This window comes from Streptomyces herbicida, from assembly GCF_032656585.1.
In the GTDB taxonomy this organism is placed as follows: Bacteria; Actinomycetota; Actinomycetes; order Streptomycetales; family Streptomycetaceae; genus Streptomyces; species Streptomyces herbicida.
Map to the genome: position 1 here is coordinate 63,424 of NZ_JAUYWJ010000029.1, position 19,936 is coordinate 83,359.

General features: G+C 69.5%; 19 protein-coding genes. 5 read left to right on the forward strand and 14 right to left on the reverse strand.

The window, feature by feature from the left end:
* From Q8A52_RS41590 to Q8A52_RS41630, 9 genes are all read right to left on the reverse strand, one after another.
* The gene (locus Q8A52_RS41590; protein ID WP_316761979.1) at positions 1-1,179 is read right to left on the reverse strand and encodes an acyl-CoA dehydrogenase family protein; all 1,179 of its coding nucleotides are present in this window, start codon (positions 1,177-1,179) and stop codon (positions 1-3) included.
* Between the two features lie 2 nt (positions 1,180-1,181).
* Positions 1,182-2,384 carry a CaiB/BaiF CoA transferase family protein gene (locus tag Q8A52_RS41595; RefSeq protein WP_316761981.1) on the reverse strand — a complete coding sequence of 401 codons (1,203 nt, stop codon included), beginning with the start codon at positions 2,382-2,384 and terminating at the stop codon, positions 1,182-1,184.
* The gene (locus tag Q8A52_RS41600) at positions 2,377-4,023 is read right to left on the reverse strand and encodes an acyl-CoA dehydrogenase family protein (protein ID WP_316761984.1); all 1,647 of its coding nucleotides are present in this window, start codon (positions 4,021-4,023) and stop codon (positions 2,377-2,379) included. The genes Q8A52_RS41595 and Q8A52_RS41600 overlap by 8 nt, the downstream gene beginning before the upstream one ends.
* 59 nt (positions 4,024-4,082) lie before the next feature.
* Positions 4,083-5,441: an MFS transporter gene (locus Q8A52_RS41605; RefSeq protein ID WP_316761987.1), complete on the reverse strand. Its 1,359-nt coding sequence runs from the start codon at positions 5,439-5,441 to the stop codon at positions 4,083-4,085.
* A 140-nt stretch (positions 5,442-5,581) separates the two neighbouring features.
* Positions 5,582-6,487, reverse strand: coding sequence for a LysR family transcriptional regulator (locus Q8A52_RS41610; protein WP_316761992.1), 906 nt, complete (start codon positions 6,485-6,487; stop codon positions 5,582-5,584).
* A 197-nt stretch (positions 6,488-6,684) separates the two neighbouring features.
* Complete coding sequence (locus Q8A52_RS41615; RefSeq protein ID WP_316761995.1) at positions 6,685-9,588, reverse strand: SpoIIE family protein phosphatase; 2,904 nt, start codon at positions 9,586-9,588, stop codon at positions 6,685-6,687.
* A 304-nt stretch (positions 9,589-9,892) separates the two neighbouring features.
* On the reverse strand, positions 9,893-10,315 hold the full coding sequence (locus Q8A52_RS41620; RefSeq protein ID WP_316761998.1) for an SRPBCC family protein: 423 nt from the start codon (positions 10,313-10,315) through the stop codon (positions 9,893-9,895).
* A 10-nt stretch (positions 10,316-10,325) separates the two neighbouring features.
* Entirely contained in the window at positions 10,326-10,778 is a 453-nt protein-coding gene (locus Q8A52_RS41625) for a MarR family winged helix-turn-helix transcriptional regulator (protein ID WP_316762001.1), read from the reverse strand.
* 249 nt (positions 10,779-11,027) lie between these two features.
* The gene (locus Q8A52_RS41630) at positions 11,028-11,204 is read right to left on the reverse strand and encodes a hypothetical protein (protein WP_316762004.1); all 177 of its coding nucleotides are present in this window, start codon (positions 11,202-11,204) and stop codon (positions 11,028-11,030) included.
* Positions 11,205-11,369: 165 nt separating this feature from the next.
* On the opposite strand from Q8A52_RS41630, the gene Q8A52_RS41635 reads away from it, so the two are divergent.
* From Q8A52_RS41635 to Q8A52_RS41645, 3 genes are all read left to right on the forward strand, one after another.
* On the forward strand, positions 11,370-12,149 hold the full coding sequence (locus Q8A52_RS41635) for an SDR family NAD(P)-dependent oxidoreductase (RefSeq protein WP_316762006.1): 780 nt from the start codon (positions 11,370-11,372) through the stop codon (positions 12,147-12,149).
* A 179-nt stretch (positions 12,150-12,328) separates the two neighbouring features.
* Positions 12,329-13,117, forward strand: a complete 789-nt coding sequence (locus Q8A52_RS41640) for an ArsR/SmtB family transcription factor (protein ID WP_316762116.1) — start codon at positions 12,329-12,331, stop codon at positions 13,115-13,117.
* Between the two features lie 65 nt (positions 13,118-13,182).
* Complete coding sequence (locus Q8A52_RS41645) at positions 13,183-13,692, forward strand: hypothetical protein (RefSeq protein ID WP_316762009.1); 510 nt, start codon at positions 13,183-13,185, stop codon at positions 13,690-13,692.
* Positions 13,693-13,782: 90 nt separating this feature from the next.
* Here Q8A52_RS41645 and Q8A52_RS41650 read toward each other — a convergent pair whose 3' ends face one another.
* From Q8A52_RS41650 to Q8A52_RS41660, 3 genes are read right to left on the reverse strand one after another with little or no spacing between them, the layout of a single operon-like run.
* Positions 13,783-14,289, reverse strand: coding sequence for a winged helix-turn-helix transcriptional regulator (locus Q8A52_RS41650; protein ID WP_316762011.1), 507 nt, complete (start codon positions 14,287-14,289; stop codon positions 13,783-13,785).
* Positions 14,286-15,344 (reverse strand): LLM class flavin-dependent oxidoreductase, encoded by a 1,059-nt coding sequence (locus Q8A52_RS41655; RefSeq protein ID WP_316762013.1) that lies wholly within the window; start codon positions 15,342-15,344, stop codon positions 14,286-14,288. Before Q8A52_RS41655 ends, Q8A52_RS41650 begins: the two co-directional genes overlap by 4 nt.
* Entirely contained in the window at positions 15,344-15,850 is a 507-nt protein-coding gene (locus Q8A52_RS41660) for an SRPBCC family protein (protein ID WP_316762016.1), read from the reverse strand. Before Q8A52_RS41660 ends, Q8A52_RS41655 begins: the two co-directional genes overlap by 1 nt.
* Positions 15,851-16,144: 294 nt before the next feature.
* Between Q8A52_RS41660 and Q8A52_RS41665 the strand changes: the two genes are divergently transcribed.
* Together Q8A52_RS41665 and Q8A52_RS41670 are read left to right on the forward strand one after the other, a co-directional pair.
* Positions 16,145-17,101, forward strand: coding sequence for a hypothetical protein (locus tag Q8A52_RS41665; RefSeq protein ID WP_316762018.1), 957 nt, complete (start codon positions 16,145-16,147; stop codon positions 17,099-17,101).
* Positions 17,102-17,329: 228 nt separating this feature from the next.
* Entirely contained in the window at positions 17,330-17,629 is a 300-nt protein-coding gene (locus Q8A52_RS41670; RefSeq protein WP_316762020.1) for a hypothetical protein, read from the forward strand.
* 150 nt (positions 17,630-17,779) lie between these two features.
* Here the strand turns inward: Q8A52_RS41670 and Q8A52_RS41675 are convergent, their stop codons facing one another.
* The gene (locus tag Q8A52_RS41675) at positions 17,780-18,010 is read right to left on the reverse strand and encodes a hypothetical protein (RefSeq protein ID WP_316762022.1); all 231 of its coding nucleotides are present in this window, start codon (positions 18,008-18,010) and stop codon (positions 17,780-17,782) included.
* Positions 18,011-18,119: 109 nt separating this feature from the next.
* Positions 18,120-19,493 (reverse strand): MFS transporter, encoded by a 1,374-nt coding sequence (locus Q8A52_RS41680; protein WP_316762024.1) that lies wholly within the window; start codon positions 19,491-19,493, stop codon positions 18,120-18,122.
* Between the last annotated feature and the right edge of the window lie 443 nt (positions 19,494-19,936).

Sequence of the window (19,936 nt, forward strand, 5' to 3'; positions counted from 1 at the left end):
TCAGCGGAAGGCCGGATGTCCCGTCAGTGCCTGGCCGAGCGCCAGTGTGTGCATCTCGCCGGTGCCTTCGTAGGTGAGGACGGACTCCAGGTTGTTCATGTGCCGGATCACCGGGTACTCCAGCGAGATGCCGTTGGCGCCGAGAATCGTGCGGGCGGTGCGGCAGATCTCGATGGCCTCACGCACATTGTTGAGCTTGCCGAAGCTGATCTGTGCGGGCTGGACTCCGGGCCCGTCCTTGAGGTGCGCCAGGTGCAGGGCCGTGAGCGTGGCCTTGTGCAGTTCCAGGGCCATGTCGACGAGCTTCTGCTGGGTGAGCTGAAAGGCGGCGAGCGGCTTTCCGAACTGCTCACGCTGAGCCGCGTATCGGGCTGCCGCCTGCCAGGCCGAACGCGCCGCGCCCGTGACGCCCCCCACGATCCCGTAGCGCGCCTCGTTCAGACACGTCAGCGGCGCGGACAGACCACGCGCCCCGGGCAGCAGTGCGCTCGCGGGCAACCGCACACCGTCCAGGACCAGTTCACTCGTGACGCTCGCCCGCAGCGACAACTTGTGCTTGATCTCGGGCGCGGAGAAGCCGGGCGTCGCGGTGGGCACGACGAAGCCGCGGATGCCGTCGTCGGTGCGCGCCCACACGATCGCGACGTCGGCCACCGACCCGTTGGTGATCCACATCTTGCGGCCGTCGAGGATCCAGTCGCCGCCGTCGCGGCGGGCCCGGGTCCGCAGGGACGACGGGTCCGAGCCGTGGTCGGGCTCGGTCAGACCGAAGCAGCCGACGGCTTCGCCGGCGGCCATCCGCGGCAGCCACTCCGTCTTCTGTTCCTCGCTCCCGAACCGGTGAACGGCGAACATCGCGAGGGACCCCTGCACGGAGACGAACGACCGCAGCCCCGAGTCGCAGGCCTCCAGTTCTCGGCACGCGACGCCGTATGCAAGGGCGGACATGCCCGCGCAGCCGTACCCCTCCAGATGCATACCGAGCAGCCCGAGCTTGCCCAAACCCCGGGCCAGTTCCGGCAGGTCGCCAAGCTCGCCGCGCTCGAACCAGTCGGCGATGTACGGCTCGATCCGGTCGGCACAGTACTGACGGACGGTGTCGCGTACGTCCCGTTCCTCGTCGCCCAGGAGGGCTTCCAGACCGAGCGGGTCGGCGGGGTCCAGGGATGGGAAGGGCATGATCAGTCCTCTTGGGTCCGGTGCGGAGTGTGGTCGAGCAGACGGGCGATCTGCGCCTCGTCGTAGCCGAGTTCGGCCAGTACGTCGTGGCTGTGCCGGCCCAGCGTGGGCGGCGCGGACCGTACGGGCGGGCGCTCGCCGCGGAAGTTCACCGGGAAGGCGACCTGTTGGAGCGGGCCGACTTCGGGGTGGTCCGCCTTCTGGACGATGCCGAGCGCCTCGGTCTGCGGGCAGTCGTAGACCTCGTCGAGGGTGCGGATAGGGGTGACGGGTACGCCCGCGTCCTTGAGCAGTTCGCACCAGTGGGCGACGGTGGCGCCGGTCAGGACCGCGTTGAGCTCGGTGTTGAGGGTGCGGCGGTTGTCGACACGGTCGCGGTTGGCGGCGAACCGCGGGTCGTCGGCCCATTCGGGGTGGCCGAGGGCCTCGCACAGCTTGCGGAACTGGACGTCGTTGCCGACCGCGATCACGAAGTGCCCGTCGGAGGCCGGATACGCCTGGTACGGCACGAGGCTCGGATGCCCGGAGCCGAGGCGGGCGGGCCGCTCGCCGGTGGCGAAGTATCCGGTGGCCCAGTTGACGTGCAGGGCGAGCAGCGACTCGTACAGCGAGGTCGTGACGTACTGCCCGCGTCCCGTCCGCTCGCGCTCCACGAGCGCCGAGGTGACACCGATGGTCCCGAAGAGCGCGGCGCCGAGATCGCCCATCGCGTATCCGGCGCGCACGGGCGGTCCGTCCGGCTCGCCGGTCAGGGACATCAGGCCGGCGGCGGCCTGCGCCACCATGTCGTAGCCGGGTTCGTCGCGCAGTGGTCCGCTCTCGCCGAAGGCGGAGATGTGCAGCACGACCAGGCGCGGGTAGCGCTCGCTGAGTTCGCGGTAGTCGAAGCTGCGGGCCAGCGAGCTGCCGGGGCGGAAGTTCTCGACGACGACGTCCGCGGTGGCGATCAGCCGGTGCACGGCCTCCTGGCCTTCGGGGGACTTGAGGTCGAGGGTGACGGAGCGCTTGTTGCGGTTGGCGGCCAGGAAGTACGTGGCGTCGGGGCCCTGGAAAGGCGGGCCCCAACTGCGGGTCGGATCACCGCCGTCGGGGTGTTCGACCTTGATGACGTCGGCGCCCAGGTCGGCGAGGGACATCGTGACGTAGGGTCCGGCCAGGATCTTCGACAGATCGACCACACGCATGCCGGACAGCGGCTCAGGCATCTGCGACCTCCTTGGCGCCGGTGAGCGGTACCTGTCCACCGTCGGCCAGTTCGGCGAGACGGTCCAGGGCGGGTCGGGGCAGCGCGCCCGGGTCGTCGAGCAGTGCGCGGTAGGTGTGGGCGACGAGCAGCTTGCGGGCATTGCCGGTGGCCCACCACTCGTAGTCGCCCTGTTCCAGGAGCAGTGTCGCCATGACGGCTCGGCTCAGCTCGTCCGCGTACCGTCCGATGCGCATCTCCTGTTCGTCCTCGGGGAGTTCGAGGACCCTGTCGCCCTTGGTGCGCAGGGTCTGCCACAGGTCGCCGAGCCGCGTGCCGTAGGTGTCGGCGAGGGCGTGGTGGGCGTCGGTCCGGCGCATGCAGCGCAGCACGTCGAGCGCGATGACGTTCGACGACCCCTCCCAGATGGAGCCGAGGTGGGCGTCGCGCAGCAGCCTGGGGTCCACCCAGTCCTCGATGTAGCCGTTGCCGCCGCGGATCTCCATCGTCTCGCCGGTGACGGTGCGGGCGCGCTTGCACAGGGTGTACTTGGCCAGCGGAGTGAGGATCCGCACCAGCTCACGGGCGGCGCCGTCCCCGGCGTCCGCGGCGTCCAGGCGGGCGGCGGCCTCGAGTACGAAGCCGAGCGCGGCCTCGGCGTCGAGCAGCAGAGGCAGCAAGGTGGCCCGCATCAGCGGCTGTTCGAACAGCGGGCGCCCGAAGACCTCACGTCGGCGGGTGTGCTGCACAGCTTCGCGTACCGCGCGGCGCATGAGCGCGGTGGCCCGCATGGCGTTGGACAACCGGGAGACGTTGAGCATCTCGGCCATCTGCGCGAAACCGCGGGTGAGTTCACCGACCGGGGTCGCATACGCGTCCTCCAGGGTCACCTCGCCGCTGGGGATGGACCGTGAGCCGAGTTTGTCCTTGAGCCGGTCGATACGGATCGCGTTGCGGGAGCCGTCCGGGCGCAGCCGCGGCACCAGGAACATTCCGAGCCCTCGGGTGCCCTCGCCCTGTCCCGGGACACGCGCCAGGGTGAGGACGACGTCCGCGCCCGGGTTGGACGCGAACCACTTGGCGCCGTTCAGCGTCCAGTGCGTGCCGTGGTCGGTGGCGACGGTCGCCGTCAGGCCGACATCCGTACCGCCCTGCCGTTCGGTCATGAACATCGCCCCGGTGGCGCGCCGTTCGGGGTCGGCGGACGTGAGCGCCGTGATCTCGGCGGCGTAACGCTCGGGGTCGAACAGACGCAGGACGCGGGCGGCCGAGTCGGTCATGGACAGCGGGCAGGCCATGCCGAACTCGGACTGCACATAGAGGTACGACAGTGCGTACTTGACGGTGTGTGGGGTCTTCGTGGGCCAGCCGTGGACGCCGGGGCGGTGGGACATGGCGGCGAGACCGAAGCGTTCGTAGGCGATCTCGGCCAGCCGGTCGTGCGCCGGGTGGAAGTCGATCTCGTCGATACGCTCACCGTCCGGGTCGTACGGGCGCAGCCGGGGCGGGTTGGCGTCGGCGAGCCTGGCCTGCTCGTCGATCTCGCCGGCCGCGAGCGCACCGAGCTCGACGAGCAGCGGTTCGATACGGGACCGGTCTTCGGGGGCGAGGACCCGGTCCAGCAGCGGGCGCAGGGCCGGGTCCTGTTCGGCGAAGTTCATCGCGGTGGTTTCTCCTGGAGAGAAGAGCCTGCTCGGGTGAAGGGAGCGGAGCGGCCTGCTCAGGCGGCGGATGCGGCGGGTTCGGGGGTCGGAGCCGGGACCGTCTGACCGGTGCGGGCGAGCAGCGGAATCACACCCACGAGCGTGATCACGACGTAGCCGAGTCCGAGAGCGACGACGGACCAGATGGAGCCGGTGGCGGTGAGCAGGTACTGGGAGACGATCGGGGCCGTCCCCGCGAAGAGCGCGGTGCACACCTGGTACGAGAGGGACATGCCCGTGTAGCGGACCTCGACGGGGTAGACGCGGGCGAGGATCCCGGCGAGAGCCGCGTAATACATGGCGTGCGGGAAGGTGGCCAGGCCCATGCCGAGTACGGCGAGCCAGAAGTTCCCGGTGCCGACGAGCACGAACATCAGTGGCAGGAGCACGAATTCGGGCAGCAGCATCCACAGCACGGCCTTGCGCACCGGCCACTTCTCGGCGACGACCGCGCCGAAGGGCTGCACCAGCACCTGGACGACCAGGGCCAGGGAGATGACGGTGAGGAAGGTGGACTTGTCGAAGCCCAGATCGGTCGTTGCCCAGGACAGCGCGAAGGTCGTCTTGACGTAGGTGATCGCGACTCCGGCCGTGCCGGCGAGCACACCCAGCAGGACGAGCAGCGGGTAGGTGGAGACGACGTCCTTGATGGGGAGCTTGGAGGTCTGTTTCCGCTCCAGGACGGCGGCCATCTCGGGGGTCTCGGCGAGCCGCAGTCGGATGACCAGACCGACGGCGACGAGGACGGCGGAGGCGAGGAAGGGGACACGCCAGCCCCAGGACTCGAAGGCGGCGTCGGGGAGTTGGGCGATGCCGAGGAAGGCGAGCGTGGCGAGGAGATTGCCGACCGGGGATCCCTGCTGGGCGAAGGCTCCATAGAGCAACTTCCGCTTGGGCGGGGCGAATTCGGTGGCGATGAGCACGGCGCCGCCCCACTCGCCGCCCATGGCGATGCCCTGCATCAACCGCAGCAGCACCAGCAGGATCGGGGCGGCGGCGCCTATCTGCGCGTATCCGGGGAGCAGTCCGACGCAGAAGGTGGCGCCGCCCATCATGACCAGGGTGACGACGAGGGCCGTCTTACGGCCGTGGCGGTCACCGAAGTGTCCGAAGATCAGGCCGCCGATGGGGCGGGCGAGGAAGCCGATCCAGAAGGTGGCGAAGGCGGCGAGGGTGCCGACGGCGGGCGAGGCATCGGCGAAGAAGACCTTGCCGAGGACCAGCGCGGCGGCCGATCCGTAGATGTAGAAGTCGAACCATTCGATGGTGGTGCCGATGAAGGCGCTGACACCGGCACGGCGCGCCTCGCGCGTGGAGGGCAGAGCGGTTGAGGTTCTGGCGGCGGGGGTTCTGGGGGCGGGGGTGTCTTGCTGCATGACGAGCGTCCTCTCGTAGCGGCAGATCCCGCCGTGAGGAAGGGACGGAGCGGCCGTCCTGTGTCCTTGGCGGGATGCAGGCCACTGTGCACCCCGGGATTAGGACATGTCCAAGACCAAAAGCTCACTCCGCTGAGATGTCATCCGTCATAATCCCGCGGGGTGGGCAGCACCCGCTCCGCGACGTGAAGCACCGCCTCGAGCGCCGCCGAGGGATTGCCCGTCCGCCACCCGAGGGCGATCGGCAGCACCGGCACGTCGTCCCCGGCCAGCGGCCGGAACACCACGTGCTCCAACCGGATGGCACGCGCCGACTCGACCACGACCGCGAGTCCGACGCCGGCACCCACGAGGGCCAGCAGGTTGTACGAGTCGGGGGCCTCCTGGACGATCCGCGGCGCGAACCCGGCTTCATGACAGGCCTGCACCATGGCTTCGCGCACCGCGGAGCCGCGCGAGACGGGGAAGGTCACGAACGGCTCGTGCGCCAGGTCGGCGAACGTGACGTCAGGGCGCTGCGCGAGCGGATGGCTGTCCGGCAGGGCGAGCATCAGCCGCTCCATCTGGACCACCCGGGTGCTGATCCCGCGCCGCACCGGCAGGGCCACGAAACCCACGTCCAGCGAGCCGTCCGCGATCCGGCCGAGGGCCTCACCGGTGTACGTCTGGCCCTCCAGGACCAGCTCGATGCCGGGCAACTCGGAGGTGACCGCCCGGGTGAGCAGGGGCAGCGCCGAATAGCTGCTCGCGCCCGCGAATCCGATCGTGACCCGGCCCACCTCGCCCAGATGCGCGGCCTGCACAGTGCGGCGCACCGCTGACGCCTCGGCCAGCAGATGCCTGGCCGGCTCCAGCAGCGCCTGCCCGGCGGCGGTGAGCCGCACGGAACGGGTGGTGCGATCGAAGAGCTTCACACCGAGGTCGCGTTCGAGCAGCCGGATCTGCTGGCTGAGCGGCGACTGGGCGATGTGCAGCCGCTCGGCGGCGCGCCCGAAGTGCAGTTCCTCGGCGACGGCGACGAATCCGGAAAGGTGACGTAGCTCCACGCCACAGACAATGCCAGGGGCCGGGCTGCTCAGTCCCTCTCGGGCAAAGAATCTTCTCGGCGCGCAGGGTTCCGAGCAGCCCATGTGAGCGCGCTACCGCCGACCGCCGCGGGCCGGTTGGGCATCGACACGCGAAGCGCCTCACCCGACACGCCCACCTGCCATGGCCGTCTCGTGACGGGAGCGCCAGAGGGCCGTCAAGCTGAGGCGGTGGGGAGGGGCTGTTCGGTCCAGATGGACTTGCCGGTGCGGGTGTGGCGGGTGCCCCAGCGCTGGCAGAGTGCGGCGATGAGCTGAAGGCCGCGGCCGCCCTCGTCGGTGGCCGAGGTGTGGCGGATGTGCGGCGTGGTCAGGCTGGCGTCGGAGACCTCACAGATCAGTGCGCGGCTGCGGAGCATGCGCAGCCGCATGGGGCCGCAGGCATGCCGGACGACGTTCCCGACCAGCTCGCTGACCAGGAGCTCGGTGGTCATCATCAGGTCCTCATCGGTCAGGTTCCAGTCGGTGAGTTGAGCGCGGACCAGCTCGCGGGCCTGGCCCGCCGCCACCGGGTCCTCCGGCAACGGCCACTCGGCGACGTTCTCCGCGTCCAGCGGGTGGGTGCGGACCAGCAGCAGGGCGGCGTCGTCTACCAGCTCGCCGTGTGCGGGGAGGAGAGCGGAGGTGAGGGTGGCGCAGAGGTCGTCCAGGCCGGACGCGTCCGCCGGTGAGGTCGGCGTGGCGTTCACGGACTCGAAGAGGAGCTCGGCAAGGCGGTTCATGCCGGTGGTGACGTCCCTGTCCTTGCTCTCGACCAGGCCGTCGCTGTAGAGGGCGAGCAGGCTGTCGGCGGGCAGTAGGGCCTCGCGGGTTTCGAAGGGCGGAGCGGCCACCCCCAGTGGCGGGTCAGGGGTCATGGACAGGAAGGTGACGGTGCCATCGGGGTGGGCCACCGCAGGGGGCGGCTGACCGGCGCTGGCGTACGACAGAAGCCGGGTCACCGGGTCGTAGATGCCGTACAGGCAGGTTACGAACACATCGGTGCCCAGCTCGCCGACGATGTCGTTGAGGTGGTCGAGGATTTCGTCCGGCGGCAGCTCCAGCTCCGAGAGGGTGCGGACGGCCGTACGGAGCCTGCCCATGGTGGCGGCCTCGGCCATGCCGTGACCCATGACGTCGCCGATCACGAACGCCACCCGGGCCGCGGAGAGCGGGATCACGTCGTACCAGTCGCCGCCGACGTCGGCCCCCTGCTTGGCCGGCTGGTAGCGCGCCGCCGCCGTCACCTCGGGCAGCTCGGGCAGTTCCTGCGGCAGCAGGCCGCGCTGGAGGGTACGGGCCCGGGTCGTCGCCTCGTCGTACAGCCCGGCCCGCTCCAGGGCCTGCGCGATCAGTCCGCTGAGCGCGGTCAGCAGCGTTCGTTCGTCATCGTCCAGCACCCGCGGTCGGCCGAAGCAGATCACCGCCGCGCCGATCCCGCGCCCCGACACCGCCAGCGGCAAAAAAGCCCACGCCTCGGTGCCGCCTTCCCTGATCAGGACGTCGGTCCCCGGGTAACGCTTCAGGAACTCCTCCGGGGACGAGATGTAGAGCGGGGTACGGGATTGCAGGGCGTCCCTCACCGGGTTCGTGGTGTCCTTCGCTGCCCACTGCCCGTCCAGCAGTCGGGTGAAGCGCTCCGAATGTCCCCGGGAGCCGACCACGGTCAGCCGGTCGCCGACCACGCCGGCCATGATGAGTCCGGTGGCCCCGAGGGGTGTCATCACGCCGTCGGCCACCGCCGCCATCACGTCCTGGGCCGTGACAGCCTCGGCCAGCTCCCGCGTGATCCGCTGCACCAGGGCCGCGCGCTCCGCGGCCGCGCGCTCCGCGGCGGCCCGCTCGGCCTCCCGCAGATGCCGCTCGGTGGTGTCGGTGATGTAGAGCGTGAGGCCTTCCGGCACCGGCACCAGCCGCAGGTGGTACCAGGACGTCCCGTCCGGCCCCGGTACGTCGAATCCGGCCGGCTGGCCCCCGGCCACCGTGGCCCGGCACCGTTCCTCCAGCCCCGGCACGGCACGTACGGCGGGAATGTCCCAGATCAGGGCCCCGGCCACATCTCCCGCGCCGCCGAGGAGCCGCTCGGCGGCCTGATTGAGGAATCCGATGCGCCAGTCCGTGTCCAGGGCGACGAAGCCGTCGCTCATGTGTTGCAGCGCCCGCCCCACCGACTCGGCAGCGGCATGCGTTTCGCTGCTGTCCCGCAGGGTGCCGGTCACCTTCACCGGCGCCCCCTCCTCGTCCGTGATCGTCCGGGCACAGGCCTCGATCCAGAGGTATGTGCCGTCCTGGCGCCGGATCCGGTACTCGTTCTGGAAGCCGCCGCGCATCTGGATACCCGTGTCGAAGCCGGCCACCGCCCCGGGCAGGTCGTCCGGGTGGATCAGCTCTGCCCACGCCTCGATGCCGCCGCTCATCACCTCCGGATCGATTCCGGCCAGCACCTCCTCGACGGGCAGGTCGGCGGTCAGCTCGCCGGTGCGCAGGTCCCAGGTGTACGTGATGGCGGGCACCCGTTCCGCGTCCCACGGTGCGGCGGCCTCCCGCGGTCCTGGGCCGTTCTCCAGCGCGCGCAGCAGGGTGGGGGACGGATTGAGGATTCCGGACGACCTGAGCCTCCCGGACATCCACGCCGCCACCTCGTTCAGAAACGCGTGCTCCGCCGCGCCGGGCTCGGCGCCCGGGGCGAAGAGGACGGAGAGCGCGCCGCGTCGCCAGCCACCGCTCGGAATGGGGACGGACAGGTGACCGATGCCGACGGGCAGTCGGGAAGGCCACAGGGCCGCGGGGTCCCGGCCCGGCACCGGGTCGGGCGGGGCCAGGTCGGGTTGCCAGGTGACGGTGTCGCTGTGGGCGGCCCTGCTGGGCGGCGCCGTGCCCCGAACCGGGATGATCAGCCAGGGCCGGGTCATCGCCTCCGGCAGGCCACTGTCGGCGACCAGGTAGAGGATGCCGCTCATGCCGCCGCCCGGGAGATGCACCATGCCGCCCAGGCCGTGCACCTCGGCTACCGCCTGCTGGAGCCCGGTCAGCAGCACCTCGACATCGCGCCGGTCCTCGTCCACGGCATCGAGCAGCAGCATCCGCATACGGTGCCGTTCCACGGGCCGTGCGCTCTGCATGGTCCCCAGGCCCTGCGGTTGGTGCAGTGGGTGGGGGACGTGGGGTATGGACGGGCCGGTGTGGTCCGCATCGCCGCTTCTGGTACTCACCACTACCGACCCTCGCCTCCGCTCACTTCTTGGGGGACCCGCTCGGACACATGCGATCGGATGTGGACCAGCAGCGATCTACATCCGTGGAATCCATCCTAACCGGAACAACTTAGGTGATTTCCTCTGCCCTGGGGAGCCCCTTCGCACCCGATCAACCGTGCGTGGCGTCAGCTCACTCCTCGTTACCGCTGGGGCTGGTCTCGAGGATCTTCTTCAGGGTGGCCAGTTCGGTGTCGACGAGGTTGATCTGGTCCCTGAAGAACTCAAGGGTGAAGCCGGGCGGCTGATAGAAGGTCATCATGAATTCGGCGCCGTCACCGTTGGGCACCACGCGGGCCGGGACCCGCCAGGAGGCAGTGTCGTCGACGTAGTCGTGGTCGAGGATTCCCAGTTCGGCGTCGGCCCGCAGGCGCAGCTTGGCCGGCCCCGCGGGGGTGGACATCTGCCACCAGTCGGACTCGGTGGTGGGCTCGATGGACTGGATGTTGACCACGGCCCACCTGGACCAGTTCGCGGGGTCGGCCAGGAATGCGTACACCTCGGCGACCGGGCGGTCGATGCTGACGGTCTTGGTGACGGCGGGGGCGATGCTCATGGTGTGCCTTCTAGGGGGTGTCGCGCTCGGATGCGGGGTGAGCCTCGCCCACCAGGCGCCGTATCCACGTCTCCAGCTGCCGCCGCTGGTCCGCGTCGAGCGAGCCGAAGTAGTGGGCGTCGTTACGGTCGGCAATTTCGGCCAGGACCGGCACGAGAGCCTGGCCCTGGTCGGTCAGGACGAGCCGGACGGTCCTCCGGGAGGCGGGGTCCGGCTCGCGGCGGACCAGCTCCTTGGCCACGAGGCGGTCGACCAGCCTGGAGACGGCTCCGGGGTCGATGTCCATGTGGGCGGCCACCGCTTTCGTGGCGTCATGGCCATGGAAAACGCTGACCATCACACCCCACTGGGAAACAGTGACGTCGTACCGGCCCAGCTCCGCCTCGAACCGGCTGTGCACCTCGTCGGACAGGCGGCGAAGCCAGTACCCGAGGTGGTCGTGGAGTCCGCTTGCCTTGCTCACGAATTCATAATTATTGCCGCGGCAACAATTGTCAAGGCAATCTACTCCTCTCACCGGACGGGGATCTGAGTACGCATGCGGTGGCGCATCTCGGGCAGCGTGCAGCTGGTGCAACGCCGGGCAACAAGAGGTCCAGCTCAGCCTCCGACGGCTGTCGGCGCAGCCGACCGCACCGGGGCTCTGTCACTACTGAAACAGACACATCCGATCAGCCGACCAACCCATCAAAGAGACACGGCCCAGCGGCAGTCATGCCGTAGGGATGTCGTCCATGCGCTCGCCCTCTGCCTGGGACGGCTCGGTCCTGGGGACGTCCGGGTGCTGCTCCATGGCCGACCGCTCTGTGGGCTCCTCGCGCTCCCCTTCGGCCTGGGAGGGGGTGTGGGAGTACAGCCAGGCGTCGTAATCCGAGGCTCCGGTTTTCATGGCGGGCCTCCCTCGGTCGCTCGTGTTCCATGGTCCTCCCCGGATCGCAGCGGCGCCAGGTCGGCCCAGGGCGCGTCCGCGTACGGGCACCGGTCCCCACAGCAGTGGGCGCCCGGCCGCGCCACCGGAGCACGCACACGACCCGGTGGACCGTAGGGTGCGGGCATGACCTCGCAGGCGTACCTCTCCGAACTGTTCTCGCTGGACGACCGGATCGCAGTGGTGAGCGGCGGTAGCTCCGGCATCGGCCGAGCCATCGCGGGGGCCCTCGCACGCGCGGGCGCGAGTGTCGTGGTCGTGGCCCGCAAGGAGCCGGAACTGACGGCAACCGTAAGCGAGTTGGCGGCCCACGGCTGCCGAGCGGCCTGGGTGAGCGCCGACCTGAGCACTCGAGACGGTGTGCGTGCGGCGGCCGAGGAGGCGGCAGAGGCGTTCGGGGAGCCCGACATCCTCGTCAATTCCGCCGGGGTCAACCTGCGCCCTCCCATGGGAGAACTGGGCGAAGAGGTGTGGGACACCACCATGGCGGTGAACCTCGAGGCGCCCTACCTGCTGGGACAGCGGTTCGGGCCCGGCATGGCCGAGCGCGGCTTCGGACGCATCATCCACATCACCTCGCAGCAGGCTCATCGGGCGTTCGTCCAGAGCGGCGCCTACGGCGTCTCCAAAGGCGCGTTGGAGTCGTTGGCCCGCTCCCAGGCCGAGGCGTGGTCGCCGTACGGCGTCACCTGCAACACGCTCGTACCAGGCTTCGTCATGACGCCACTCAACGCACGGCTGTCATCCGACCCCGAGAGGGTGGCGGCGCTCGCCGCACGCACGATGATCGGGCGCAACGGCCTGGCCGAGGACTTCGCGGGCGCGGCGGTGTTCCTGGCGAGCCGCGCCTCCTCCTATGTCACAGGGCAGGCGATCTTCGTCGACGGCGGGTTCTCCGTTCACTGAGCCGAGCCGGTCCGGGGAGAGGCACCCTGACCACCTTGGAGCGCTACCCGTCGGAAGTCCCGCCCCACACCTTCCTCGACCAGCCCCAAATGCGCCCAGATGAGCACCCCTGAGTTTCGTCATTGACATTATGCAGGTAGATACCTGCATAATGAGTTGTGAGCCACGAAGCGACGGCAATGGACTCGGTCTTCAAAGCGCTGGCCGATCCCACCCGACGACTGCTGCTCGACCGTCTGCGTGAGCACAACGGCCAGACGCTGCGCGAGCTTTGCGAGCGCTTGGACATGGCGCGCCAGTCGGCGACACAGCATCTCGACCTTCTTGAGCGGGCCAACCTCGTGACTGTCGTGCGACGTGGGCGGGAGCGACTGCACTACCTGAACCCGACACCCATCCACGAGATCGAGGAGCGCTGGATATCGGGGTTCGACAAGCCCCGCCTACAAGCGATCAGTGCCATCAAGCACCAGGCAGAGGAGCACGCCATGACCGATGAACCCACGTCCGTGCCGGCATACGTCTACGTCACCTACATCCGCGCCGCCGCGGAGCAGGTGTGGCAGGCCCTGACCGATGCCGACCTGACCGCGCGCTACTGGGGACACGCCAATGTGTCGGACTGGCAGCCGGGCTCGCCCTGGGAGCACCGACGCGTCGACGGATCAGGCGCCGTCGACGTCGTCGGCCGGGTACTGGAAGTCGAGCCTCCGACGCGCCTGGTCATCACCTTCGAGGACTCCCCCGACGCCGAACAGCCGAGGGAACCGTCGGTCGTCACCTTCCTTGTCGAACCGCACCAGGACATCGTCCGCCTCACCGTGACCCACGAGAACCTCCCCAACTTGGATATGTACAAAGGCATTTCGCAGGGATGGCCGGCCGTGTTGGCGAACCTCAAGTCGCTCCTCGAGACCGGCGACGTCCTCCCGCAGGCACCTTGGGAGATGCATCGCGCGCACACCTGAGACGGCGGTCGCCACGTCCCTTCCCCTGCTCACGCCGCACATCACGGCAGAACGAAGGAGTCACGATGGACATCACCCCGCTCCGGGACGCCTACCGCGCGCTGCTGGATGCCGCCGCCACTGTGGCTGACGCCGCCGACCCGAGCCCCGTCCCGCCGGTCGGCGAGTGGAACGCCGACCAGATTCTGGCGCACGTCGCCATCATCAATGCCGCCACCATCGCCACCGTCTCCGCCGTGGCTTCGGGAGCGCACACGACGTACGACAACCGCATCGCGCTCGACACCTGGACCATCCAACGCGTCATCGCGCGTGCCGGCGGCAATGCGGGGCTCCGGGACCGCATCCGCGTCCAAGGAGACGCCCTCTGCGTGCTCGGCGGGCCAATGCTGAGCGAGGCCGAACTCGACACGCTCGTGCCCACCCTGCTGCTGTCCGACGACACCCTCATGGTCGATCAGCCCATGCCGCTGAGGGACCTCATCACGGGCCTCGCGGAAGTGGAACTGCCCGGTCACACGAAGCAGCTCCTGTCCCTCCTGCCGGACGGGGCCGGGGCCGAAACCACGGCGTGACAGCCCGGCCGGCCATGGGGTCGCACACATGTCGCGGTGCGTGGATGAGCACGACTGCCGCCATGCTCGTCCACGCACCGCGGGAACTGCCTATGACCGGGCGAAACGGCGCTGGATGTCCGGCCGCGTCCGCAGCCGCTCCGGGTAACCCGGCCCCATCCGCGGGGAGGTGTCCTCGGAGCGCATCGGCTCACCACATGCCGAACAGACCGTCTCGGCGTGGGCGTCATGGCCGCACACCTCATGGTGGAGGGTGACGGGCACACCCTCATCCCCCGCGAGCCACTTGTCGCCCCACCGCGTCATCGCGGCCAGGACGGGGAAGAAGTCCCGCCCCTTCTCCGTCAGCAGATACTCATGACGGGGCGGCTCGCTCTCATAGAGCCGCTTGTCCAGCAGACCCTCGTCGACCAGGCGCCGCAGCCGGTCCGCCAGGGTGTTGCGGGCGATGCCCAGCTCCTGCTGGAACTCGTCGAAGCGACGGATGCCGTAGAACGCCTCCCGCAGGACGAGGGCGGTCCAGGCGTCGCCGATCACGTCGACCGTGCGGGCGATGGAACACGGCCAGTTCGCGAACGACGGGCGCGCGGGGCTCACGACTCTCCGCTCACTTCGCGGACCAGCTCGATCGCCCGTCCCAGCGTGTCAAGTTTGGCTTCCATGGTCTCCCCGGCCGGATAGAGGCGTACGGTGTCCACACCCGCGTCGCGCCACACACGCAACCGCTGCCGCACCATACCCTCGGTGCCGATGAGCGTGGTGGCCAGCACCATGTCATCGGTGACCAGGTCGGCCGCACCCTCCCGGTCGCCCGCCTGCCAGCGTTCACGCACCTCGGCGGCCGCCTTGGACCAGCCCTGGCGGCTGTAGGCCCGGTTGTAGAAGTTCGTCGACGCCGATCCCATCCCACCGAGGCTGAAGGCCAGTTCCTTCTTGCGGTCGGCGACCATGGCGCCGAGCGCCTCCTCGTCCGGCGCGAAGGCGACCTCGGCGCCCTGGCAGACATCGAAGTCGGCACGGGTGCGGTTGCTGCGGGCCAACCCCTCGTCCAGCGGGGCGAAGTAGGCATCCCCAGCGCCTTCCGGTACGAAGCTGGTGCCGAGCCAACCGTCGGCGACCGTTCCGGTGAGCCGGAGCATGGCAGGTGACAGGGCGGCCAGGTAGACGGGGACCGGGTGCTCGGCCCGCATGGACAGGCGCATGGGCCTGGCTTCCCCGCCGGGCATCGGAATACGGAACTCCTCGCCCGAGTAGGAGATCTTGCCGCCCGCCACCACCTGGCGGACGATCTCCACGGTCTCGCGGACTCGCACCAAGGGGCGGGCGAACGGCACGCCGTGCAGGCCCTCCATCACCTGGGGACCGGAGGGGCCGAGTCCCAGCAGGAAACGTCCGCCGGAGAGATTGGAGAGGGTGATCGCCGCCTGCGCAAGCGCTACCGGCGTACGCGTGCCGACCTGCATCACGGCGGAGCCGAGCAGCATCCGCTCGGTGCGGGCCGCGTAGAACCCGAGGGCCGAGGGGGCGTCCGAGCCCCACGCCTCGGCCACCCAGCACACATCCATGCCCAGCTTCTCGGCCTCGACCACGAAGTCCGCCTGCCGGCTCCAGGAGTCGAAGCTCGACGCCTCGACCGTCGTCGCGGTCCGCATCACGACTCCGCCAGCTTCTTGATGTGCTCCAGGGTCACGCCGATGTTCCGCTCGAACTCGCGCATACGGACGAACACGATCTTCTGCTCCTTGTCCGGCATCGCGTCGATCGCGAACGACAGGCCCGAACGCCCAGGGCCCATCTGCATCCACTGCGTCAGTGACGTCCCGCCGTTCTCGGGCTCGAGCCGGAATCGCCAGACCGCACCGGGCTCGTCCGGATCCTGCACCGCCCAGGCGAACACTTTCGGGGGTTCGCACTCGATGACGGTGGAGGTGGTCTCCCACTCGCCGAACGACTCGTGCCTGCTAAGGCCCACGAACCGGGCGCCGACGGCCGGCCGGCCCACGCCGCCCAGCCACTCCACCGACTGCAGCTCCTTGCTCATGCCCGGCATCAAGGTCACGTCCGACACCAGCTCCCACACCCGCTCAGGGGCGGCGTCGATCCAGGTCTTCACCTCGACGTTCGGCTTGTCCGCGTACCGCGCACCCGTCCACTCCATCGTGAGCCGGCCTCCTCGTCTTCAGGGGCTCCGAGACCAGAGTTTCGTAACAAGACTTTCCACGTCAATACCTAGGCTCACATGTACAGTGGCATCTCACACCCCATGTCCGCCCAGTTCGGACAATCGGCCCACCACAGACCCCCGGCAGGAGCACGCGGGGCGACGCCGGATTGATGCGTGGCAGATACACGCGTCTCGCCGTACGAGCAAGTAATACGCGCTGACACGTGAAACGGATAACGATCTCGGTGCATACCTTGCGGAACCGCTCCTCCCATCTAGCCTCCGTGCATGGCATTCCTCTCAAGTCGTCGCAGAAGGGCACGCCTCGCGCCCGAGCTCGATGACGCTGCCCTCAGCAAGCTGCTCAAGTCCCTCCAGGCGACAATGAGCACGGGCACGATCGCGACGACGGATCTCTGCACGGCTCAGCTATCACGTCTCCTGGACACAGGCACGGAGGACTGGGACCGCCGCACGCACCAGATGTCCGTCCTGGCGTACCGCCTGTCGGAATCACACGTACCCCGGGCCTGGGCCACACGTGAGCCGCGCAACGTGAACGCGCTCGTACTGCACGCATGGGCGCAGCTCATACGCGGACGCTCGCAGGGGCACCTGGAGGACGCGGCCACTGTCGCCGACTGCTGTCTGCGGGCTGCCGAACTCGCCCCGGCGGACCCCACCCCCTGGGTGGTCCTGCTGGGTCTGGCACGGCTGCAGCGCCTCAATCAGTCAGAGGTCTTCGGCCTGTGGAACGAAGTGCTGACGCGTGACCGCTGGAATCGCGAGGCGTACCTGAACATGCTGGCCTATCTGGGTCCGGAGGAAATGGGGTCGCGCATCCAGGTACTGGACTTCGTCGACGCCGTCCGCGCCCGCACTCCCGAGAACGCGCCCTGCGCGGCGACGGAGCTCACCGCCCAGGTCATGCAGTACCAGTCCGTCCTCACCCTGGGCGGGGTCGAGGCGCTGATGGCACGCAAGCACTGGGCCCACGCACCGGCCGCCCAGGCCCTCGACCGTGCGGCCCAGACGTGGGCCCAGCCGGGGTTCTTCCAGCACGCCGCCGCCCTTGCCGACCTCAACCTGCTCGCGTACGCGCTGATGGCCGCCGAGCGGCGTATCCAGGCCCGTCCGGTCTTCGAGGCGATCAACGGCACGGTCACCGCCTGGCCCTGGCGCGTCGGCGGCGATCCCGTCTCCGAGTTCGAGAAGGCGCGGAACAGGTCCACGGCCGGCATGTGACCGGGACCGGCCGGACCATGTCGACCGCGAACTGACCGGCGCGCGTGCTGGGCGCACAGGGTTGAGACGTGCCCGTGCCGTGCCTCTGCACGCTCTTCGCCACGGATGTCTCCCGCGGGACGATTCCGGGGCCACCACGATGGGCGGCAGCGGCCGTGCACGGCGCGCTGTCGGGCCGTCGGCCGGTGTGCGGGCTGGTCGTCACATGGTGCGGACAAGGAGCGGAACATGGCTGTGGTGATGTCCATGAGCTGGGCCGGGGTGACCCCTGAGCAGTACGACACGGTGCGCGACGCGGTGGGCTGGGAGGAGACCGCCCCAGCGGGCGCGCAGGTACACGTGGCCTGGTTCGACGCCCAGGGGCTCCACGTGGTCGATGTCTGGGATTCGGAGGAGGTCTTCCAGACCTTCTTCACCGAACGCCTGGCCCCGGCAGTCGAGAAGGCCGGCATCGCCGGCGAGCCCGAGAGCGAGTTCTGTCCGCTGCACCGGCGCTTCATCACCCCTGGAGTCAGCGGCGCCGAGTGAACCGGCCGCGGGGCGCTTCGCGTGCAGGAGGACCTGGAGTCATCGGCTCCGGGTCCTTCGGCCGTCCCCTGACGACAGAGCCCCGGTACCGCCGGTGTCGCCTTCCTGCTCGCATCTCATCCGGATGTCCGAGCGGGACGGCTTCGCGCCTCATGCGATCGTCATTACCGGTCCACCCGTCGGCCGCGCGTGGGCGATCCCGGTCGCCCTGGAGCAGATACATCGGCTACCAGGGACCGGCATGACCGTGCCCAGGTTCAGGCCCTTGACGTCGTCGACCGTCTCGTACGTCCGGCCGCTGCGGCCGGCCGTCGCCGGTGGCGAGTAGTAGGGCGGATCGGTGAACAGTCCCTGCTTGTGCCGGTCGGCGGACCAGGCCACGCCGCCGATGGCTCGCCTGCCTTGCCGGCCGGCCGGGAGCCGGCACGTCTCCTGCTGAAGAGTGACGAGGCTCCGGGGCGCTTGGCTACGGGGCGTCCTGGTGGACGCGCTACGACCCTTCGGGCTTTCCCGGTACGCACCGCCACGCGAGGACCGCGGCGGTCAGGTAGGCACACGCGCCGATGGCCATGCTGGTGCGCAGTCCGGCGCCGTAGTCGGCGCCGGTCGCGAGCAGGCTGCCGCCGAGTGCCACACCGGTGGCGCTGCCGATCTGGCGGGTGGTGTTGAACAGGGCGGAGGCGGCCCCCGCGTAGGCCGGGGGTGCGGCACCCATCACGGTGGCGGTCGAGCCGGTGAGAGCGAAGGAGGTGCCGAAACCCGCGGCCATCATCGGAGCCACCAGCAGCGGGTAGGGCGGATCGGATCCCGCCGCGGCCCAGCCGGCCAGGCCGAGGCCAGCCAGGAGCATGCCGGAGGTCACCAGTGGACGATCGCCGGTGCGACGGGACAGTCGCCCCGACAGGACGGAGGCGAACATCGTCATCGCCACCGCCGGGAACAGTGCCGCCCCCGTGGCCAGGGCGCTGAAGCCGCGCTGGTGCTGGAACTCCAGGCTGGCGGTGAACACCATGCCGTAGAAACCGAAGTTGAACAGCAGACCGATGACGGCTCCACCGCTCATCGCACGCGAACGCAGCAGGCTCAGCGGAAGGGCGGGAGACCGGGCCAGCCGCTCACGCAGCACGAACGCCACGGCGGCCAGCGCGGCGAGTCCCCATCCGGCGAGAACCGCGGGATCGGACCAGCCGCGCCTTCCGGCCTCGTTGAGCGCGGCGGTCAGCAGCGCGACGGCGGCCACCACCGCACACTGCGCCGGCCAGTCCAGCGCCCGGTCGGCCTGCCGGGGTGAGCGCGTCACGTGCCTCAGCGTCAGCATCAGGCACGCGACGCCGACGGGCAGGTTGATGAGGAAGACCCACCGCCAACCGGCTGTGGTGACCAGCAGCCCGCCCAGCAACGGCCCGGCGGAAGCGGCGATGCCCGCCATCGAGCCCCACAGCCCGAAGGCCCGCGAGCGTGCGGCCGGCGCCGGGTAGGCCTGCTGGAGGAGAGCCAGTGAGCCGGGCACGATCAGCGCCGCGCCGAGCCCCTCCACCAGCCGGGCAACGACCAGGAAGGGAGCATTGGGTGCGAATGCGCAGGCGGCCGAGGACACGGTGAACAGCGCAACACCCGAGCAGAACACCCGGCGGTTGCCCAGGCGGTCGCCCAGCGCGCCACCGGTCATCAGGAAGCCCGCGAAGACGAGCGTGTATCCATCGGTGATCCACTGGATGCCGGTGAGCGAGGCCGACAGGTCGCGGCCCACCACCGGCACGGCGACGTTGATGATGGTCACGTCCAGGATCACCATGAAATACCCGGCGCACACCGCGAGCAGTGGTGCCAATGCGTCCCCAGCTCCATCCCGTCCACATAGCATCCGCGCGAAAGCCACACTAAGGGACATAGCGCGCACATTGTGGCTACGAGTCCACGACCGCGACCCGAAAAGAAATTCGATACGCCTGCGCGGGCGTAGGGAAAGTTACGACAGGATGCGTGAAGAAATTCTGGCGATTTCCGGTTTCGGGTTTGGGTCGTGGGTATAGCGTTTCACACGCGAGTCCTGAATCGGGGGCTCTCGAACCAGGGGGATGATCGAATTGGCGCTTCAATTCGGTGGTAATGCGGCCCAGGCGGTGGCGGCAGCGGCAGTTCCGGCCGCGGCGGCCGCCGCACCGGTTGTCGTGGCGACGGCACCCGTGTGGGTTCCGGTCGCCGCCGCGGCCGCCGTGACAACCGCAGCGGCAGCGGGGGTGGCTGCACTGATCAAGAAGGCGACAAAGTAGCGACTGCGGTCGCTCACTCCTTCCGAGGCCGTGG